We start from the raw sequence: 17,916 nt of genomic DNA, 5'->3' as shown, positions 1-17,916 counted from the left end.
CAGTTTTGGGAAAAGAAAAAGAAATCGTTTATGAGAAGTTCATGGATTTGCAGCAGCAGGTTCATCAGCGTAATCAGAAAAAGATAAAGGTAGGGTTAAAAGTTAATATTTTATTGCCACTTGTCTTTTTGGTAATAAGCTTTATCACTGACCGTTCTAAGCTTGTGTTCTTAGTACTTTGGATTGTTTCATTGTTTGGTATTGCATTTTATCTTTTATATGTGGAATACATGGATTTTGAGCTTCAGGAGCAATTAAAGGAGCTTGGAATTATGGAAAAAGAGGCAGAGGCACAAGCCCTTATTGGTGAAGAAGTTATTCAGAGTATTGATGAAATAAACAATGCTAAAAACGAAATGGTAAAGGATATTAAGGATTTAAGAAAAGAGATTAAAACTGATATTCAATCAGTGGGAGACAAGCTGAAAAGATGAAAAACGTTATTAAGATTATCGTTTCAGACATAAAAAGATTATCAACAAATGTAGTTGCTATGGTTGTTATCATAGGACTTACAGTAATTCCATGCCTATATGCCTGGTTTAATATATTGTCCAATTGGGATCCCTATGGGGAAAGTGCCACTACAAATCTACAGGTTGCGGTTGCATCCGCGGATGAAGGAATCATGATTGGCAGCGTTGAATTAAATGTCGGAGATATTATAATCAGCAATCTAAAAGAAAATACTACTATTGGCTGGGTATTTACAGATACCCCACAGGATGCTATAAATGGTGTTTACTCAGGTGATTATTACGCTGCTCTTGTCATTGACGAAGAGTTTAGTTCAAACATGATAAGCTTCCTAAGTGGAGATATTGAAAATCCAGTAATCACTTACTACGAAAATGAAAAGAAAAATGCCATTGCACCAAAGATCACCGCGAAAGTAAAGACTACTATTGAGCGAGAGGTTGATCATGCTTTTGTAAGTACTGTGGCAGAATCTCTTCTTAAGGGCGGTGAATATTTCGCAACATTGGATGAAGAAGGAAATATCACTGGCGCAGGTATCAATAAGCTTGAGCAGCTTGATTCAGACTTAAATGGAATGATTACCATTTTGGATTCATACATTGCACTTATGGATTCAACAGAAAGCATATCAGAGGCTGGAGAAGCAATCACAGACAGCGCAAATAGCATTACAGAGCTGGCTGGTTCAATGGCTGAGGACTCACAAAACAAGGCAGCTGGTGTAAAAGATGATGTTGAGCAAAGTAAGAAAAATGCTGATCGAAAAATAGAAAACCTGAATGAAAAATTAAGCGCTGTAGATTCAGATGCAAATACATTAAATGAAAAAGTGGCGGGGTTAAGCCTGGACGTTGATATTGACTATACACAGCTACAATCAAGTGTTAGCACAATCCAGGAAATGTGGGGAACCGACCAACAAGGTTTATACCAGTTATTATTAAATGTAAATGCTCCTAATACAGAAGAGGGAGCAAAAGCAAAAGAAGCAATCACGGAGTATGCCAATGTATTAGACGGTTTGATTGCAGGATTAGATGAAGATGTGGCAAATATACAATCAGCCACTACAAAGGGCGAAGAGGATTTTAATGCAGCTAAAGACACATTAGTAAATAATGTGGCAGCAGTCCTTGCATGTACAAAAAACATTCGTGATTACTATGGTGCAATTTCTTTAGTGGGACAGGAAGCAATCGATGCAGGATCAAAGGCAGTTGAAGAAGTAGAAAAGCTTATCAATTACAATGCAACAAGCATCGATTTGGTAGCTGATAACTTAGATAATTACGCTGTAATTATGGAGCAGTCTAAGGATTCTTTAGTAAAATCAAGAGATGAAGCTGTGGAAATGGAAAGCCAATTAGCGGCATTGATAGCTGAGATCAAAGCCATTGGTCAAAACGAAGCATATCAAAAGATAATGGAATTGCTTCAGTCAGATCCAGATTTGCTGTCTGATTTTATTAGCAGCCCGGTAGATATTTCTGATGAGTATATTTATCCAGTGGAAAATAATGGTTCAATGACAGCGCCATTTTACATTGTTCTTTCTATTTGGGTTGGTGCACTTATCATGTCCACCATTCTAAAGACAACTGTTAAGGACACAACAGGTATGGACAACCTAAAGAACTGGCAGTGCTTCTTAGGAAGATATTTCACAACCTTTGTGATAGGCCAGATACAGACAATCATCACTGTGCTAGGAGCGTTCCTGTTTGTAGGAATTCAGTGTGAGCATCCATTCTACTTCTGGATGGCATGTGCATGGACATCATTGATTTATTCATTGTTGTTATATTCATTTACATATTCATTTGGAAATGTAGGTGAAGCGTTATCAGTAGTATTAATGGTTATACAGGTTGCAGGTGCAGGCGGTACATTCCCAATCGAAGTACTTCCAAAGGTATTCCAAGTGCTTTACAAGTTTATGCCATTTAACTATTCAATGAATGCGCTTAGAGAGTGCATCGCAGGATTCTATGAAAATACATATAGAAACTGCATGTTAACACTCACCATCTATGGGTTAATTGCGGTGTTTATAGGCGTTACACTTTATCATCCATTTAAAATATTAAATGAAAAAATTGAGAGTAGTAAAGAAAAATCAGGTATATTGATCTAAGATGAGGGCAGGATAATCCTGCCCTTTTTTGCATCATATAGGAGGTTTGTATGAGAGATATTAGTTGGGTTAAAGATTCGGTTTTTTATCATATTTATCCACTGGGAGCATTTGGCTGTCCTAGAGAGAATAAAGGCGAAGAAACCGCAGGCCATCGTATATTGCAGCTAATTGACTGGATACCTCATCTAAAAGAAATCGGTGTTAATGCCTTGTATCTAGGGCCTATTATGGAATCAGGTACCCATGGGTATGACACCTGGGATTACTATAAAATCGATAGTAGGTTAGGTACAAATGATGATTTTAAAAAGGTCGTAAAAGCTTGTCATGACAATGATATAAAGGTTGTCCTGGATGGCGTCTTCAATCATGTGGGTAGGGGCCACATTGCATTCAAGGATGTATTAGAAAAGCGGGAAAACTCAACCTACAAAGAATGGATTGCAGGCTTGAATCTGTCGGGAAATAACTGGCATGGAGACGGTTTGTCATATGAATGTTGGTCCGGTGCAGAAGAGTTGGTAAAGTTGAATCATTGGTGCAATGATGTGGATAACCATATTTTAAATGCCGTCGGGATGTGGATAGATGATTTTAAGATAGATGGCTTGCGTCTGGATGCAGCAGACTGCATAGAGAGAGGCTTTTTTAATAGGCTTAAGAACTTTACTGAAGAGAAAGCATCGAATTTCTGGCTCATGGGCGAGATAATCCATGGAGATTACAATATTTATGTAAACGAAAACATGCTGGATGCAGTAACAAATTATGAGTGCTGGAAGGGAATATACTCAAGCCACAATGACCATAACTATTTCGAGATAAACTATGCTATGAAGCGCCAGTGGGGCCAAGGTGGACTCTATGTTGGTAAGTACCTATATAACTTTGTGGATAATCACGATGTAAATAGAATATATAATCTGCTGACAGATAAGGCCAATATCTATCCTGTTTACACTCTTTTATTCACTATGCCGGGAATACCATCTATTTATTACGGCAGTGAGTGGGCAATTGAAGGGGATAAAAATTCTGGAGATGGAGACTATGCACTTCGACCAGAAATAGATCCAAGTAAAATGAGCAATCCAGATTTAATTGATCATATAAAGACCTTAGCGGAGATTAGAAAGAATTCAAATCCTCTGAAACAAGGGGTATACGAGGAAGTGCAGGTTAAGAATGAAACATTAGTATTTGCAAGAGTCTGGAATGATGAGTACATGATAGTGGCTTTAAATAACACAGCCGAAGAAAAACAAATGGTCTTTGACTATCGAGGTCAGCACTATGACTTTGTGCTGGAGCCTCATGGTAGCAAGATTTTTAAATAGTTAGTTGTTTGCAAGATATGCATACAGACAGTGGTCAAGGCGTTGTCCGTTGATAATGATTTTATCGCGGAGGACGCCTTCAAATTGGAAGCCCAACTTTTTAACCATGTGTATAGATGGGTCGTTATCAGGCAAGATTAAGGCTTCAAAGCGATGAATACCAAGGTCACGTGCAATAATAGGAATGGTATATGCGATAGCTTCGCTGCAATAACCTCTATTCATGTAATCTCTATCCATTTTATAGCCGATGGTACAGCTTTGGTAAATAGGTCTAACTATATTTCTATAGCTTACTGTTCCAATGATTTTGTTAGGATTATCTTTCTCAAAAATCCAGTAACGGACCATAATCAACTTAAGAATATTGTTGTGCTCAAATTCCAAAATTTTCTTTTGATGATTGAGAGTGTAGAAATCATCTCCGATAATAGGCTCATATTTCTCAAAAATATCTCTGTTTCTAGAATAAAAATCCAGTACAAGATGTGCCGATTCTTTTCCCAGTACTTTTAATGTAAGACGTTCAGTGTTAATTTCGAATTGCATATAATCCTCCCCTGAATAATAGATTAATCTATTCCTCTTAAACTAGTGTTAGGAATATAAGGCTTCAAAATATCAACAAATGATTCTAAAGTCTCCAGTGAATGAGGTGAAAAGATAGGATTTATGACCTGCTCAGACTCTTTATAGCTTTGTAAATAATAAGCCTTGGCGCCCTTTAGCCACCTGCCGATGGATTCCATATCCTCGCTTTCATGGCATTCTTTCATGATAGTTGTTCGGAATTCGTAGTCTATCTTCCCTTCCATCAAAATATCAATTGATTCTTGAATAGGCCCGATATCAAAGGTCTTCATACATGCAATAGTGTTGTATTTATCCTTTGAATGTTTAATATCCATAGCCACATAATCGATAAGTCCGCTATCAATCAAAGTTCTAAGCATTTTTGGATTTGTTCCGTTAGAATCAAGCTTTACCAATAAACCCAAATCCTTAATCTGCTTAATAAAATCAGGTAAATCCTTGTGTAAAGTGGGTTCGCCGCCAGTGATGCATACTCCATCTAAAATCTTCTTTTTCTTATTAAGATGTTCAAAGATTTCATCCATAGAATATGCAAAAACATCCGCAGGAGGCATAACCAAATCCCTGTTGTGACAGTATGGACATCTAAAGTTACAACCACCAGTAAAAAGAGTGGTAGCCACCTTCCCAGGATAGTCCAACAATGTAGTTTTTTGCATTCCTAATATAAGCATAGTAATAATTCCTATTTAAAAGCTAAAACAGGCAATTTTTCTAAAGAAAATGATTGCTTGCCAAGGCTTTTCTGTTAAAATTTATTCTGTAGATATTATAAAAAGTATAGCAAACTAGGAGGGGAAAATCCATGATGTCGAAAGAAGAGCGCCAAGAGAAGCGCATCGCAAAACAGGCAGAAAAAGAGGAGAAAAAGACTCTCAAAGTATACGAAAAATATATGGAACAGGCCATCAAAGAAGCAAAGAAGGCATATGACATCAATGAGGTTCCTATAGGATGTGTTATTGTTCAGGATGACAAAATCATTGCCAGAGGGTACAATCGCAGAAATACAGATAAGAGCGTTTTGGCTCATGCGGAAATAGCAGCCATTCAGGAAGCCTGCAGAAAAACAGGTGACTGGAGATTAGAGGATTGCACATTGTATGTTACGTTGGAGCCATGTCAGATGTGCGCAGGAGCAATAGTTCAGGCTCGTATTCCAAAGGTTGTAGTTGGAGCGATGAATCCTAAAGCAGGCTGTGCAGGCTCAGTAATAAACATTTTACAGATAGATAAATTCAATCATCAGTGCGAGCTTGAGACCGGAATTTTGGGTGAAAGATGCACAGAAATGATGACAAAGTTTTTTGAAGAGTTAAGAGAACAGAAAAATCAGTTAATGTAACAGGTTGTTTTATTGACAAATAGGGCCTTTTTTCATACAATAAGGTCTCCGAGTAATGACATAAGGTATCATTTGGCGGTCGTCCTGAGAGGATGTTGATCTTTGGGTCCCTCGTAATGGGCACCTGCGAATCGTGTCAGGGCAGGAATGCAGCAGCACTAAGTAGGACCGTTCATCTGACGAGGGGTCACCTGGAGGGAGTTTTCCCAGGGCGGCTACCAAATGATACCGATGTAGTTAACTCGGTATTTTTATATCAAGGTGGATTAATTATGGGTGCACAGGATAGAACAGAAAAAGTACTTAGAGATATGCATGTATTGTTTTCAAAGGCTCAGCCTTATGAAGGCAGCGCGAGAAATGTCATTGTTGATAAAAATGCAATGATGGATCTTCTTAAGGAGCTTAATGAGTGCATGTACGATATGATGGAGGAGCACGAGCTCACTGTAAAGAGCCGTGACAAGGCAAATCGTGAGATGCAAAAGCAGGGGGACGATATTGTCTTCGAAGCCACTCGCAAAGCAGAAGATATCTATGCCGCATCACTTATGTATACAGATAATGCTATGGATTCTATCCAGTCAATTATCAAAGAATCCCAAGAATCTATTGCAAAGATATATGAAGAAGCAAATAAAAAAATCAAAGAGGAAACAAGACTTGTTAAATCTAATCAGTTAGAGCTTAAGAGTCACCTCAATGATTTAATTGATACACAAAAATACCTTCGTCTTATCGATGAAGAAAATATGCGAATTCGCCGTGAAAAAGAGGAAGGAACTGATGAGGAGTATGATAGTGCTCCTAAATATGCAGCTCCAGAAATTAGAATAGATAAAGAATACTTCGCAAAGGCAGGTCTTGAAATCGATGACGATTTAGATGCACCAGCAGATGCAGAGGAAAATGGAATCTCCTCAGAGGACTTAGATGCAGAGTACTTCAAGTGGCAGGAAGAAGAGTCCGAAGGAGAGAAGAAACCTGGTAAGAAAGGTCTCGGAGGCCTTTTTGGATTAAAGCACTAGAAGGAGAATAAAGGATGAAGCTTTACAACAATGGAGTTTACCTTGTAAACGGCAACCAAATTGTAGAGGATAGCCCAGAGGCTCTCAGCGCAATCAAAGCCGCAACAGGTAAGGATGTAACTAAAGACCAGGCACACCAGGAAACAATGGCATATGGAATTTTGTCCAGCCATAACACTTCTGGAAACATGCAGCACCTACAGATTAAGTTTGATAAGTTAATCAGTCACGACATCACATATGTAGGTATTATTCAGACTGCAAGGGCTTCAGGCCTTGAAAAATTCCCAATCCCATACTGCCTTACAAACTGCCACAATTCACTTTGTGCTGTAGGCGGTACTATCAACGAAGATGACCACATGTTTGGTCTTACATGTGCTAAGAAATACGGCGGAATCTATGTTCCACCACATCAGGCTGTTATTCACCAATTCGCTCGTGAGATGATGGCAGGAGGCGGAAAGATGCTTCTTGGTTCAGATTCCCACACAAGATATGGAGCTCTTGGAACTATGGCAATGGGCGAAGGTGGCCCAGAGCTTGTAAAGCAGCTTCTTAATCAGACATATGATATCGCTATGCCAGGCGTTATTGGCGTATATATGACAGGAACACCACGAAAGGGCGTAGGTCCACAGGACGTTGCGCTTGCTATCATCGGTGAAGTGTTCGATAAAGGCTACGTTAAGAATAAAGTTATGGAGTTTGTTGGCCCAGGCGTTGCAAATCTTTCTATGGACTTTAGAATTGGCGTGGACGTTATGACTACAGAGACAACTTGCCTCAGTTCAATCTGGACAACAGATAAAGCTACAGAGGAGTTCTATGAAATCCATGGTCGCAAGGAAGAGTTCAAAGAGCTTAATCCAGGCAAGGTAGCATATTACGATGGAATGATTGAAATCAATCTTGATGAAATCAAGCCTATGATTGCTATGCCATTCCATCCAAGCAACACATACACAATCGAAGAGCTAAATGCTAACCTTATGGATATCCTTGATGATTGCGAGAAGCGTGCAAAGGTATCTCTTGATGGCCAGGTAGAGTTCTCTCTTAAGGATAAGGTTAGAAACGGCAAATTATACGTAGATCAGGGTATCATTGCAGGATGCGCTGGTGGCGGATTTGAAAATATTTGCGATGCAGCAGATATTCTTCGCGGTACAAGCATCGGCCCAGACGAGTTTACTCTTTCAGTTTACCCAGCATCTACACCTATATACATGGAGCTTGTTAAGAATGGTGCAGTAGCAGATCTTATGAGCACAGGTGCTATCGTTAAGACTGCATTCTGTGGACCATGCTTTGGCGCAGGAGACACACCATCTAACAATGGCTTCTCAATTCGTCATTCTACTAGAAACTTCCCTAACCGTGAGGGATCAAAGCTTCAGAATGGTCAAATTGCATCAGTTGCTCTTATGGATGCTCGTTCAATTGCAGCAACAGCAGCAAATAAGGGATATCTTACAGCAGCAACAGATATTGACGTAGACTTTACAAAGCCAAAATATCATTTCGATGGCAGAATTTATGCAAACCGCGTATTCGATTCAAAGGGCGTAGCAGAGCCAGATACAGAGATTCACTTTGGTCCAAACATCAAGGATTGGCCAAAGATGAGTCCATTACCAGAGAATTTATTCTTACAGGTTGTATCTGAGATTCACGACCCAGTTACAACTACAGATGAATTAATTCCATCAGGAGAGACATCTTCTTACCGCTCTAATCCTCTTGGATTGGCAGAATTTACTCTCTCTAGAAAAGACCCTGAATACGTAGGAAGAGCTAAAAATATCCAAAAAGCTCAGAAGGCTCTTGAAGCTGGAGAGTGTGCAGGTGAAGCTGTACCAGAGTTAAAACAAATCGTACATAAAGTTAAAGAGACATATCCAGATGTAAATCATAGCAACTTTGGAGTAGGTAGCACAATTTTCGCTGTTAAACCAGGTGATGGTTCTGCAAGAGAGCAGGCTGCATCTTGTCAGAAGGTTCTTGGTGGATGGGCAAATATTGCAAATGAGTATGCAACAAAGCGTTACCGTTCAAACCTTATCAACTGGGGAATGCTTCCATTCGTTATCAAGGAAGGCCAGTTGCCATTTAAGAATTTAGATTATCTCTTTATTCCAGGCATTAAAGAGGCAGTTGTTAACAAAGCTGAAACAATTAAGGCGTATGTTGTAAAAGAGGAAGGATTAAAAGAATTTGATCTTACTCTTGGAGAACTTACAGACGATGAAAGAGAAATTATTCTTAAAGGATGCTTGATCAATTACAATAGACAGTAAGAACAAGCTCTTAGGGAGGGTATTTATGACAGACGAAGAGGCAAAAATTGAACAAAAGGCTCTCAGAAAAAGACTATTTAGCTATGTTATTGCAGCTTTTATTGTAATAATCTTTTACTTTTTACTGAGAAATAGCCGTGGCGTATCTGCAGCTATTAATCATGTAAATACTGTCATTCAGCCGATTCTGATTGGTTTTATAATGGCCTTTTTGATGAATCCTATAATGGGGTTCTTCGAAAAGCGCTTTAGCAGGTTGTTCAATAGGTTTTGTAAAACAGAGCTGGGGGCAAGGAAAGCAAATAGAACTTTGTCATCAATACTCTCTTTAGTAGTATTGGCTGGAGTAGTAATCTTTATTATAAACGCCATAGTGCCAAACCTAATTAGCACAATCATCTATCTTGCAAAGCATATTGAAGAGCAGATAGCAGGTGTTTTGGACTGGTGCAATGTAATTACAAAAGGCCAGTACGAAGAAGCCCTTATGAAAGCCAAGGATAACAACATTGGCGATTTGGTAAACCAAGGGTTGTCCTTTGTAGAACAGTATATTGATTATGATGAGACAGATATGATGTCTCTTATAACAAGCAGTATACTGACAATAGGAAAGTTTATTATCAATATAATCATTGGAATGTTTGTTTCAGTGTATGTATTGATTTCAAAGGAAACATTCAAAGCACAGGCCAAAAAGCTTATATGCGGATTGATGTCTCCTAAATATGCAAATATCACTCTTGAAATAACACGTAAATCAGCAGATATCTTCTACGGATTTATCATCGGAAAAATAATTGATTCTATAATCATTGGCATAATTTGTTATATAGCATGCTTAATTATGAAGATGCCATATCCGGTATTAGTATCAGTTATTGTTGGTGTTACAAACATTGTTCCAGTATTTGGTCCATACATCGGAGCAGTACCTACTGTCATCATCATCTTCCTTACAGAGCCTATGAAGGGAATTTATTTCCTCATCTTCATCTTGATTCTGCAGCAGGTTGATGGAAACCTTATTGGACCAAAGATTCTTGGTGATTCAACAGGTATATCTTCATTCTGGGTAGTATTTGCTGTAGTTGTAGGCGCAGGCTTCTTTGGATTTGGAGGAATGATTGTAGCTGTACCAATTGTGGCAATTATTTACTACATAATTGGACGAGTAGCAAATTACCTAGTAAAAAGAAGGAATCTGCCGGAGCAAACAATCGAATATGAAAAGATGGAATATATCGATTTAGAAAAAAATATTCTTCTACAGCATGCGGAAAAAGAGGCTAAAGAAGAGAAGAAATCTCATATTTTTGGGAAAAACAAAAAGAAATAATGAATTTTGAAAAACCAGGATTTTTAGTCCTGGTTTTTTGATTTTAATGACAAGCTATGATAATATTTTAATAACTATAAGTATGTAATTTGGAGAATAATTCTGTGGAAAAAATGGAATATCGTACTCGAATTGAAGAGATGAAAAATCTCATCGAAAAAAACAAATTTACAGATGCAATGTCCGTTGCTGATACTATCAACTGGAGAAAGGTTCACAATATCAATGATTTGATTGCGGGAAGTGAATCCTATGAAGCGGCTGGTAGAATCGAAGAAGCAAGGGATTTATTATTAGTTGCACATGAGCGTTCTCCTATCGGAAGGATGATTCTGTACAAGCTTTGCATGATATCACTGAAGCTCAAAGAGATAGATGTAGCTCAGGAATACTACAATGAATTCGTACAGATAGCTCCACACGATAGTCTTAAATATATCCTCAAATACAATATTAATGTTGCAAAGGGCGCAGATAATGCCACTCTTATCAAGATTCTTGAGCAGCTCAAGGAAAATGATTTTATAGAGGAGTGGGCTTATGAGCTTGCTTATCTTTATCACAAGACAAATCAGGGTGATAAATGTATAGCACTTTGCGATGAAATCATTCTTTGGTTTGGTGATGGTCCAGTAGTTGAAAGAGCATTGGAATTAAAAATGCTTTATCAGCCACTTGATAAGTCCCAAGAGGATAAATATCGTAGCTTGCAGCAGAAGAAAGACGGCATCACAGAAATTACTCCACAGATAGTTGCTGATTCAAGCAGTATTGTTCCAAATATTAAAAATATCCAGCTTCCTGAAGGGCCAGAGCGTTTCGACACAATCAACCTTCAGGCGGAAATCAAAAAGAATATAGACGAAATCATGAAAGCAACCGATGCTGGTGAGGTTTCAGAAAACATCGGTGCCATCAAGAATCTCGTTGAAGAAATACCTTATCTTCAGGTGGCAGAGGAAGAAGTTGTAGAGGAGCCAGAGGACTTCTCAATAAACGACACATTCCAGCAATACTTGGAAGAAGGCTTTGATGGCCAAATGAGCCTTAAGCTTGCTGATGAAAGCACTCAAACTGAAGAGCAAATCGAAGGACAGATGACCATCGAGGATGTTTTAGCTGAGTGGGAAAAGACAAAGCGTGCAGCAGAGGCGGCCATGGAGGATGCCAAGAGCAAGGAGCTTGAAAGTGCTAGAGCGAAAGCCCTTCGCGAGGCAAACAACGTCTTGAACCGATTAGAAGGAGTTATGTCAAAGCTCGATGCTGGTATGTCTTCGCAGGAGCTTCTCAAGGAAGAATACCTGGGCGCCGCAGAACCTACAGAAGCAAAAGAGGTTCAGCTTGAAGAAGAGGAATCTGTTCCTGACGACACTGAGCAAAATCAGCAGCCAGAATATACAGAAACACACGCGGGATTTACCATCCCAATGCTTTCTACAGATGGATTACAAACAGGCATGATTGATATACCGGTTGTATCCGCTGAGGAAGCGGCACTTGCAGGAGCAGCAGCTGCAGTACCAAGTGCTATTATGCATGCAGCAGGGGAGTTAAAGGAGGCAACACCAAGTTGGCAGCCTCCAACGCTAAATGAAAATGACACTGAGGAGACAGAAGACGTGGATTTCAAAGAAGCATCCCAGATGATTGCTGATGTAAATAGCCTTTTACAAAAAGAAATAGATAGACTTAGTGGAGTGGATACACAAATCCCAGCTCCAGTAGAGACTTACGAGGAAGAGCCTGTAGTAAAGTTCGCAGAGGAACCAGCTATAGTAATGCCTGATATGGAGCCCGTTGCAGAAATAATAGAGGGGCTTGGCGATGAATTTATCCAGGAGCCTGTAGAAGAGCCTGAACAGGCAGAGCAGGTAGAGGCTCCAATTGAAGAAGTAGTAGAAGAATCAGAAGAGGAACCAATAGAGGAGTCAATAGAAGAATCAGTAGAAGAACCAAGTATCAATATCGATGATATTGAATTACCTCCTATTATTCTTCCAGAAGATTTATTTGCTGAGGAGCAAGAGCCAGCTGTTACTGAGCCACAGTTCGAGGAGGTTGATCAGATTCAGCCTGAGGTAATCCAGCCAGAGCTAATTCAGCCAGAACCAGTACAGATCGAAAAAGTACAGATTCAGGAGGCTGAAATTCCTGTGGCCGAGGTAAACCCTCCAGTTGCAGCGCCAAATCAGCAATCATCTATTAAGGTTGATGATGAAGATCTTGATATCTTCTCATACTTCCTTCCAATTAATGGAATGAAGGCTAATATTACTCGCGTAATCGAGGGAGCAGCATCATACCTTGATAAGCCTAACGCAAATGGTGGAAGTATTGTCATTGTTGGTGAGCCTGGCTCAGGTAAAACACAGATGGCAACTAGCATTATCAAGGTTTTACAAAAGAAGACTGGATATCCAAAGGGTGGAATTGGAAAGATTTCCGGAGAAAAGCTTAACGAGAAGGATATTCAAAAGCTTTACAGCAAGATTCAGGGTGGTTGCTTAATCATCGAATCAGCTGGTGGCATTTCAAAGGAGACAGCGGTTACATTGTCTCTTCTTATGCAAAACGATACATCAGGAACAATCATCATTATTGAAGATAGTAAAAAGGGTATTGATAAAGCCCTTATCAAAGACAGTTCATTTGCAAAGAGATTTACAGAAAAGATTGTCATTCCTGTTTTCTCAATAGATGAATTGGTATCATTTGCAAAGACATATGCTCTCGAAGCAGAATGCACTATAGATGATATGGGAATTCTTGCACTTTACAATAGAATCAATCTTATCGGTCGCTATGATCATGTTACTACAATCAAAGAGGTTGCAGAGATAATGGATGATGCTATTGAAAAGTCTACAAAGGGTGGATTCTTCAATAAGCCTAAATACGATAAGAATGGCAATATCATCTTAAAAGAGAAGGATTTCGACAAATAAATAATTAATAAAAGGGGATAGTTTATGAGCAATTTTACAGATTTGGATGCCTATTTATTCGGGCAAGGCACACATTATGACATTTACAAAAAGCTCGGAGCACACAGGGGGAAGCAAGGCAAAGAGTCTGGATACTACTTTGATGTGTGGGCACCACACGCCAGTAGAGTAGCGGTTATTGGAGAGTTTAACGATTGGGATGAGACTCGCAATTATATGCAGCGAGTTGAGCCAGAGAGCCATGGAATATTCGAGACATTTATTCCAAATGTAAAGGAAGGGCAGCTGTATAAATATCTTATTTATACAGAGGATGGAACAAAGCTTTACAAAGCGGATCCATACGCTACATACGCTGAAGTACGCCCTGGCACAGCATCTCGAATATACGACAACACAAAGTTCAAATGGACTGATAATGCTTGGATGAAGCAGCGCAAGGCAGCAAAGAATTTCTGGGAGCAGCCACTTGCAATCTATGAGGTTCATCCAGGTTCATGGAAGCGTCATCCAAGGCCAGAAAACGATGGCTTTTACAGCTACAAAGAATTTGCTCATAGTCTTACAGAATATGTTCTCGACATGGGATACACCCATGTTGAGTTAATGGGTATTGCAGAATATCCATTTGATGGTTCATGGGGATATCAGGTAACAGGCTATTATGCACCTACATCACGTTATGGTACACCTGATGATTTCATGTATCTCATCAATTATTTGCACAAAAACGGAATAGGCGTAATTTTGGACTGGGTTCCAGCTCATTTTCCAAAAGATGCCCATGGTCTTGCTGATTTCGATGGCAGACCATTATATGAATATCCAGATCCTAAAAAGGGTGAGCATCCAGACTGGGGTACCAAAATTTTCAATTATGGCAAACCAGAGGTTAAAAACTTCCTGATTGGTAGTGCTTTACAGTGGGTTGAGCATTATCATATCGATGGTCTTAGAGTAGATGCTGTAGCATCAATGTTATACCTCGATTATGGCAAGAAGCCTGGTCAGTGGATTCCAAACGAGCATGGTGGCAACGAGAATCTTGAAGCAATTGAGTTCTTTAAGCATATCAATACTTTGATAAGGGGTCGAAACCCTGGCGCTGTCATGATTGCTGAAGAATCTACAGCTTGGCCAAAGATTACAGGGGATGTTGAAAATGGAGGATTAAATTTCTCCTATAAATGGAATATGGGATGGATGCATGACTTCATAGACTATATGAAGCTAGATCCTTATTTCAGAAAAGACAACCACAATAAAATGACATTTGCTATGAGCTACAATGAAGCAGAGAGATATATTCTTGTGCTTAGTCATGACGAGGTAGTTCATTTGAAGGGCTCTATGCTTGCAAAGATGCCTGGACTAGAGGTTGATAAATATAAAAATCTGATGGCGGGATATGCCTTTATGATGGGCCATCCTGGCAAAAAGCTGTTATTCATGGGTCAAGAATTCGCTCAGGGAACTGAGTGGAGCGAAGCTAGAGAGCTTGATTGGTATGTATTAGACAATCCAAATCACAGACATGTAGCCCGTATGTTCAAAGAGTTGTTACATATATACAGACAGTATCCAGCAATGTATGAACAGGATGTTTCATGGGCTGGCTTTGAATGGATAAATGCCAACGATAGCTACCGCAGTATCTTTAGCTTTGTTCGCAAGGCAAAGAATGGAAAAAATAATCTATTGTTTGTAATAAATATGACCCCTATGAAATACGAAGATTATCGAGTAGGTGTTCCAGAAAACAAACGATTTAGATTATTGCTTGATAGTGAAAACAAGGAATTTGGAGGCGAAGGCGGAATAATTCCTGAGACTTGCACACCAATTCATGAGGAATGTGATGGCAGAGAGTACTCAATAGGATTTTCGATGGCGCCATATCAGATAGCAATATTTGTTTATTAAAGAAAATTGGGCTGTTAATACAGCCCTTTTCTTTTTAAAAAATAGTAAGAAGCGAGAAGTATGGAAGAATTTAAGATTATAAAGTTACCAGAAAAAAACAATGAAGAAGAAACAGATGAAAAAGAGCCTGTAGTAGCAAGACGAGTAGATGACGACTATAAGCCTCCTAAGAAGCGCTATTTTTATATCATTTTATTACTTCTATTTATTGTTATATCCATATTTGTTATACGAATAATCACTACATATGATGATTATGAAGTAGAAAAAACATGGGAACGACAGGACTCTAGCGAGAGTAATTATTGTAGCTTTAATAATAATCTAATTAAATATAGTGCTGATGGAATATTCTATACCACATTTGATGGCACCCTAATCTGGAATTACACATATGATATGACAAATCCCAATATTGATTTCTGTGGGGATTATATAGTTGTATACGATAAAAAAGGAACAGAAGTAGATGTATTCTCCTCAAAAGGATATATCAATACTATTTCGACAACCACGCCTGTTATAGAGGCAAGAGTGGCAGATAAAGGCACAGTAGCAATATTACTTCAAGAGGGAACAACCAGTTATATACAAATGTATGATAGGGATGGTTCCGTTCTTGTATCAGGTGAAATCCATCCTGAGAACAGAGGCTATCCAGTGTCTATGGCCCTTTCATCTGATGCCACTAGGCTTTTATTATCTATCATAAATGTAAATAACGGTGAATTAGATACAGAGTTAGTGTTCTATGATTTTACCAGTGCTGGTAAGGAAGAAGAGGACAATATCGTTGCATCTTACAATTACATAGGTGCATTAATTCCAAAAGTAGAATATATGAAAAATGATAAGGCTATTGCATTTAGTGATTCAAAGATTATTATTTTCAACAATAATCTTCGTGCAACTGTGGCAAAAGAAATAACAGTTGGCCAGCAGATGAAAAGTATATTCTATAATGATAGTCATTTTGGATATATATGCGAAACAGCAACAGACAATGGTGAAATTGTAAACGAGTTGAACGTATATAATTTATACGGTTTTAGACTAATTTCAAAAGAAATAGAAAGTAGCTACGACAACATTACTATTTTAGATAATAATGAAATCTATATCAGTAATGAAAACGAAGTAAGTATATATAACCTACAGGGCTTTAAAAAGTTTAATTATACATTTGACGATAAAATCTATGGAGTAATTCCTGGAACTACATCTAAGAGATATTATTTAATAGAAGATAGTAAGACAGAAGAAATATATATCAAGTAGGAATCTAAATGGAAATAAACTATTTATTAATTATCACAGCGTTAATATTATTGTTCTGTATTATACGTGGAGCAAGAAGAGGCATGCTGAGAATCGTATTTGGAATCATAGCATGGGTGTTCTTAATATGCTTTGTTAACTACGGCAGCAATTTTATTGATAATTATATATCTACATCTACACAGGTACCGTATACAATCCAGGAAGGTATTGTAACTCATCTTACAGAGCGATATACGGCCTCAGAAGAGCAGGAAGTGGGCACAGGCGAAGATGCGGTCATGTCAATGGTTCCATCCTCAATAAAAGAAGAAATAACAGAAAGTGTCCAAAGCTCAATAGACGCTACAATTAGGTTCATAGCCGAAGAACTTACAGATGCTGCTATAAATGGTATAGCCACAATAATAGCAGTACTAATAGGCATACTTGTGATATTTATAATAGACAAGATTATAAAGGGGATAGGTTTAGTTCCAGGAATAAGGGATGTAAATCGTCTTCTTGGAGTAATAGCGGGATTGATTGAGGGAATGTTAGCAATATGGTTGTTGATGTATATTGCAAGCTGTTTCCCAGCATCTGCAGTAGGGCAGTTTGTAATAGAAAATGCCGAAAAAGACCAGCTATTGTATTTCGTCTATGAGAACAACTTAATTGCTAGAATTATCGGAAAATAAAGACAATAATTTTTTTGCAAAAACGTGTTGACTTTAGTGAAATCCTTTGCTATTATACTATTCGTTCCGCTGAGAGCGGCACACTTAGAAAACACTGAGTTTTCTAAATAAATGATTTAAAAAATAAATCAAAAAAGTTGTTGACAAAAACATAGCATCGTGATAATATAAACGAGTTGCTGCTGAGGGCAACAACAGAGTGAAGATTGATAACTGAACAGTGAAACAAACCTTGAATTAATACAGTTTTGTATAAAACATGTATCCTTGAAATTCATTTAAGTTTCTTAATGAAACGAAACCTTTATTAGTAAACAAGTCAGTTTTATACTGATTCGGAATTAAACTTTTTAACATGAGAGTTTGATCCTGGCTCAGGATGAACGCTGGCGGCGTGCTTAACACATGCAAGTCGAACGAAGCAACTTATTACGATCCCTTCGGGGTGACGATTTGTTGACTGAGTGGCGGACGGGTGAGTAACGCGTGGGTAACCTACCTTGTACAGGGGGACAACAGTTGGAAACGAC

General features: G+C 38.5%; 13 protein-coding genes, 1 rRNA gene and 1 other RNA gene. 13 read left to right on the top strand and 2 right to left on the bottom strand.

Annotated features, from left to right (window positions below):
• Nucleotides 1–5 precede the first annotated feature (5 nt).
• The 3 genes from BMY66_RS10860 to BMY66_RS10850 are packed head-to-tail and all read left to right on the top strand — an operon-like array spanning nt 6 to nt 3,954.
• Nucleotides 6–434 (top strand): hypothetical protein, encoded by a 429-nt coding sequence (locus BMY66_RS10860; protein WP_090395186.1) that lies wholly within the window; start codon nt 6–8, stop codon nt 432–434.
• The gene (locus BMY66_RS10855) at nt 431–2,614 is read left to right on the top strand and encodes a YhgE/Pip domain-containing protein (protein ID WP_090395185.1); all 2,184 of its coding nucleotides are present in this window, start codon (nt 431–433) and stop codon (nt 2,612–2,614) included. Before BMY66_RS10860 ends, BMY66_RS10855 begins: the two co-directional genes overlap by 4 nt.
• A gap of 50 nt (nt 2,615–2,664) precedes the next feature.
• A complete protein-coding gene (locus BMY66_RS10850; RefSeq protein ID WP_090395184.1) occupies nt 2,665–3,954 on the top strand; it encodes an alpha-amylase family glycosyl hydrolase in 1,290 nt (429 codons plus the stop codon).
• Here the strand turns inward: BMY66_RS10850 and BMY66_RS10845 are convergent, their stop codons facing one another.
• Nucleotides 3,955–4,503: a GNAT family N-acetyltransferase gene (locus tag BMY66_RS10845; RefSeq protein WP_044939330.1), complete on the bottom strand. Its 549-nt coding sequence runs from the start codon at nt 4,501–4,503 to the stop codon at nt 3,955–3,957.
• A gap of 23 nt (nt 4,504–4,526) precedes the next feature.
• Complete coding sequence (locus BMY66_RS10840) at nt 4,527–5,222, bottom strand: anaerobic ribonucleoside-triphosphate reductase activating protein (RefSeq protein ID WP_090395183.1); 696 nt, start codon at nt 5,220–5,222, stop codon at nt 4,527–4,529.
• A gap of 221 nt (nt 5,223–5,443) precedes the next feature.
• Here BMY66_RS10840 and tadA point away from each other — a divergent pair, with 221 nt between their 5' ends.
• From tadA to BMY66_RS10795, 10 genes are all read left to right on the top strand, one after another.
• Nucleotides 5,444–5,893: a tRNA adenosine(34) deaminase TadA gene (gene tadA / locus BMY66_RS10835; RefSeq protein ID WP_033154669.1), complete on the top strand. Its 450-nt coding sequence runs from the start codon at nt 5,444–5,446 to the stop codon at nt 5,891–5,893.
• A 48-nt stretch (nt 5,894–5,941) separates the two neighbouring features.
• An RNA gene (gene ffs / locus BMY66_RS10830) (signal recognition particle sRNA large type) lies at nt 5,942–6,139 on the top strand.
• Nucleotides 6,140–6,165: 26 nt separating this feature from the next.
• A complete protein-coding gene (locus BMY66_RS13635; protein WP_033152577.1) occupies nt 6,166–6,921 on the top strand; it encodes a hypothetical protein in 756 nt (251 codons plus the stop codon).
• A gap of 14 nt (nt 6,922–6,935) precedes the next feature.
• Nucleotides 6,936–9,221, top strand: coding sequence for a hydratase (locus BMY66_RS10825; protein ID WP_090395182.1), 2,286 nt, complete (start codon nt 6,936–6,938; stop codon nt 9,219–9,221).
• Nucleotides 9,222–9,246: 25 nt separating this feature from the next.
• Nucleotides 9,247–10,560, top strand: a complete 1,314-nt coding sequence (locus tag BMY66_RS10820) for an AI-2E family transporter (protein ID WP_090395181.1) — start codon at nt 9,247–9,249, stop codon at nt 10,558–10,560.
• A gap of 104 nt (nt 10,561–10,664) precedes the next feature.
• Nucleotides 10,665–13,505, top strand: coding sequence for a tetratricopeptide repeat protein (locus BMY66_RS10815; RefSeq protein WP_090395180.1), 2,841 nt, complete (start codon nt 10,665–10,667; stop codon nt 13,503–13,505).
• 24 nt (nt 13,506–13,529) lie between these two features.
• Entirely contained in the window at nt 13,530–15,428 is a 1,899-nt protein-coding gene (gene glgB, locus BMY66_RS10810; RefSeq protein ID WP_090395179.1) for a 1,4-alpha-glucan branching protein GlgB, read from the top strand.
• A 60-nt stretch (nt 15,429–15,488) separates the two neighbouring features.
• Nucleotides 15,489–16,706, top strand: a complete 1,218-nt coding sequence (locus tag BMY66_RS10805) for a DUF5711 family protein (protein WP_090395178.1) — start codon at nt 15,489–15,491, stop codon at nt 16,704–16,706.
• An 8-nt stretch (nt 16,707–16,714) separates the two neighbouring features.
• Nucleotides 16,715–17,386: a CvpA family protein gene (locus tag BMY66_RS10800; RefSeq protein WP_090395177.1), complete on the top strand. Its 672-nt coding sequence runs from the start codon at nt 16,715–16,717 to the stop codon at nt 17,384–17,386.
• A gap of 351 nt (nt 17,387–17,737) precedes the next feature.
• A 16S ribosomal RNA gene (locus BMY66_RS10795) occupies nt 17,738–17,916 on the top strand; the annotation flags it as partial.

Source organism: Pseudobutyrivibrio sp. C4 (assembly GCF_900111635.1).
Lineage (GTDB): Bacteria > Bacillota > Clostridia > Lachnospirales > Lachnospiraceae > Pseudobutyrivibrio > Pseudobutyrivibrio ruminis.
This window is presented reverse-complemented; position numbering and strand designations above follow the sequence as displayed.